Source organism: Rhodococcus sp. IEGM 1302 (genome assembly GCF_030056935.1).
Classification (GTDB): domain Bacteria; phylum Actinomycetota; class Actinomycetes; order Mycobacteriales; family Mycobacteriaceae; genus Rhodococcus_F; species Rhodococcus_F qingshengii.
Genome location: NZ_JASHKY010000058.1, coordinates 1 through 3,375, shown reverse-complemented (window position 1 = coordinate 3,375; position 3,375 = coordinate 1). Strand labels below are relative to the sequence as shown.

1 protein-coding gene is annotated in these 3,375 nt (G+C 62.8%); it reads left to right on the top strand.

Features of this window, described 5'->3' with window-relative positions:
• Positions 1 to 3,375: DNA-directed RNA polymerase subunit beta' (locus QM609_RS29060; RefSeq protein ID WP_283337653.1), on the top strand; the 3,375-nt coding region annotated here is incomplete at both ends.

Below are 3,375 nucleotides of genomic sequence, written 5' to 3'. Positions count from 1 at the left end.
GCACGCTCAAGCCCGAGAAGGACGGCCTCTTCTGCGAGAAGATCTTCGGCCCCACTCGGGACTGGGAGTGCTACTGCGGTAAGTACAAGCGTGTCCGCTTCAAGGGCATCATCTGTGAGCGCTGTGGCGTCGAGGTCACTCGCGCCAAGGTTCGTCGTGAGCGCATGGGTCACATCGAACTGGCCGCACCGGTCACGCACATCTGGTACTTCAAGGGTGTTCCGAGCCGTCTCGGTTACCTGCTCGACCTGGCTCCGAAGGATCTCGAAAAGATCATCTACTTCGCTGCCTACGTCATCGTCGGTGTCGACGAGGAGCTCCGTCACAACGAGCTGTCCACCCTCGAAGCCGAGATGCAGGTCGAAAAGAAGACCGTCGCAGATCAGCGCGACGCCGATCTCGAGGCACGTGCGCAGAAGCTCGAAGCCGACATCGCCGAGCTCGAGGCAGAGGGCGCGAAGTCCGATGTCCGCCGCAAGGTCAAGGACGGCGGCGAGCGCGAAATGCGTCAGCTCCGTGACCGCGCGCAGCGTGAGCTGGATCGTCTCGACGAGATCTGGACCACCTTCACCAAGCTGAGCGTCAAGCAGCTCATCATCGACGAGCTCCTGTACCGCGAGCTGGTCGACCGTTACGGCGAGTACTTCACGGGTGCGATGGGCGCAGAGTCCATCCAGATCCTGATGCAGAACTTCGACCTCGACGCCGAGGCAGAGTCTCTCCGCGAGACCATCCGCAGCGGCAAGGGCCAGAAGAAGCTGCGTGCACTCAAGCGCCTCAAGGTGGTTGCGGCATTCCAGACCAACGGCAACTCGCCGATGGGCATGGTCCTCAACGCTGTTCCGGTGATCCCGCCGGAGCTTCGCCCGATGGTTCAGCTCGACGGTGGACGTTTCGCGACGTCCGACCTCAACGACCTGTACCGCCGCGTCATCAACCGCAACAACCGCCTCAAGCGACTGATCGACCTCGGTGCTCCCGAGATCATCGTCAACAATGAGAAGCGGATGCTGCAGGAGTCGGTCGACGCCCTGTTCGACAACGGTCGTCGTGGACGTCCGGTCACCGGACCGGGTAACCGCCCGCTGAAGTCCCTGAGCGATCTGCTCAAGGGCAAGCAGGGTCGCTTCCGTCAGAACCTGCTCGGCAAGCGCGTCGACTACTCGGGTCGTTCCGTCATCGTCGTCGGTCCTCAGCTCAAGCTGCACCAGTGTGGTCTGCCCAAGCTGATGGCTCTCGAGCTGTTCAAGCCGTTCGTGATGAAGCGTCTGGTCGATCTGAACCACGCGCAGAACATCAAGTCGGCAAAGCGCATGGTCGAGCGCAAGCGCGTCCAGGTGTGGGACGTCCTCGAAGAGGTCATCGCCGAGCACCCCGTGCTGCTCAACCGTGCACCTACGCTGCACCGTCTGGGTATCCAGGCATTCGAGCCGCAGCTCGTCGAGGGCAAGGCCATTCAGCTCCACCCGCTGGTGTGTGAGGCCTTCAACGCCGACTTCGACGGTGACCAGATGGCTGTTCACCTCCCGCTGTCGGCAGAGGCTCAGGCCGAGGCACGCATCCTGATGCTGTCCTCGAACAACATCCTCTCGCCTGCTTCGGGTCGCCCGCTCGCCATGCCGCGTCTGGACATGGTCACGGGTCTGTTCCACCTGACCCGTCTCGACGAGGGCGTCACCGGCGAGCTCGTTGCTCCGACCAACGACGAGGCAGAGCAGGGCGTGTACTCCTCGCCCGCCGAGGCTCAGATGGCAGTCGACCGCGGCGCGCTCTCGGTTCAGGCTCAGATCAAGGTGCGTCTGACGCAGCAGCGTCCGCCGCGCGACCTCGAGAACGAACTGTTCCCCGAGGGCTGGAACTACGGTGAAGGCTGGACCGCCACCACGACACTCGGCCGTGTGCTCTTCAACGAGCTGCTTCCGGCGGACTACCCGTTCGTCAACGAGCAGATGCCGAAGAAGCGCCAGGCGACGATCATCAACGATCTCGCCGAGCGGTACCCGATGATCGTGGTTGCTCAGACCGTCGACAAGCTCAAGGACGTCGGGTTCTACTGGGCCACCCGTTCGGGTGTCACGGTCTCGATCTCCGACGTGCTCGTGCCGCCGGAGAAGCCTGCCATCATCGAGGACTTCGAGGCTCAGGCCGACAAGATCGAGAAGCAGTACCAGCGTGGTGCTCTGGACAAGAAGGAGCGCAACAGCGCTCTGGTCACCATTTGGCAGGAAGCGACCGACAAGGTCGGCAAGGCCATGGAGGCTCACTTCCCCGACAGCAACCCGATCCCGATGATCGTGAAGTCCGGCGCAGCCGGCAACATGACTCAGGTTCGCTCGCTCGCCGGTATGAAGGGCCTGGTGACAAACCCGAAGGGTGAGTTCATCCCGCGTCCGATCAAGTCTTCCTTCAAGGAAGGCCTGACCGTTCTCGAGTACTTCATCAACACGCACGGTGCTCGTAAGGGTCTGGCCGATACCGCACTCCGCACTGCCGACTCGGGTTACCTGACCCGTCGTCTGGTGGACGTTTCGCAGGACGTCATCGTCCGCGAGGTCGACTGTGGAACAGAGCGCGGCATCGTCACCACGATCGCCGAGAAGCAGGCCGACGGCACGATGATCCGCGATGCTCACGTGGAGACCAGCACGTACGCCCGTACCTTGGCGGCCGATGCAGTCGACGCGAACGGCACCGTCATCGTCGAGCGTGGCCACGATCTCGGTGACCCCGCGATCGATGCTCTGCTCGAAGCCGGCATCACGACGGTCAAGGTCCGCTCGGTCCTGACCTGCACCACCGGCACCGGCGTTTGCGCCACTTGCTACGGCCGCTCGATGGCCACCGGCAAGCTGGTCGACATCGGTGAGGCTGTCGGTATCGTCGCCGCACAGTCGATCGGTGAGCCCGGTACTCAGCTGACCATGCGTACCTTCCACCAGGGTGGTGTCGCAGGAGATGACATCACCGGCGGTCTGCCGCGTGTCCAGGAGCTGTTCGAGGCACGTGTGCCCAAGGGCAAGGCTCCTATCGCGGACGTCACCGGTCGGGTACAGCTCGAAGACGGCGATCGTTTCTACAAGATCACCATCGTTCCGGACGACGGCGGCGAAGACGTTGTCTACGACAAGCTCAGCAAGCGTCAGCGTCTGCGTGTCTTCAAGCACGCCGACGGTCGCGAAAGCCTCTTGGCTGACGGTGACCACGTCGAGGTCGGACAGCAGCTCATGGAAGGTGCTGCCGATCCCCACGAGGTCCTGCGAGTCATGGGTCCGCGTCAGGTTCAGATCCACTTGGTCAACGAGGTCCAGGAGGTGTACCGGAGCCAGGGTGTGTCGATCCACGACAAGCACATCGAGGTCATCGTGCGCCAGATGC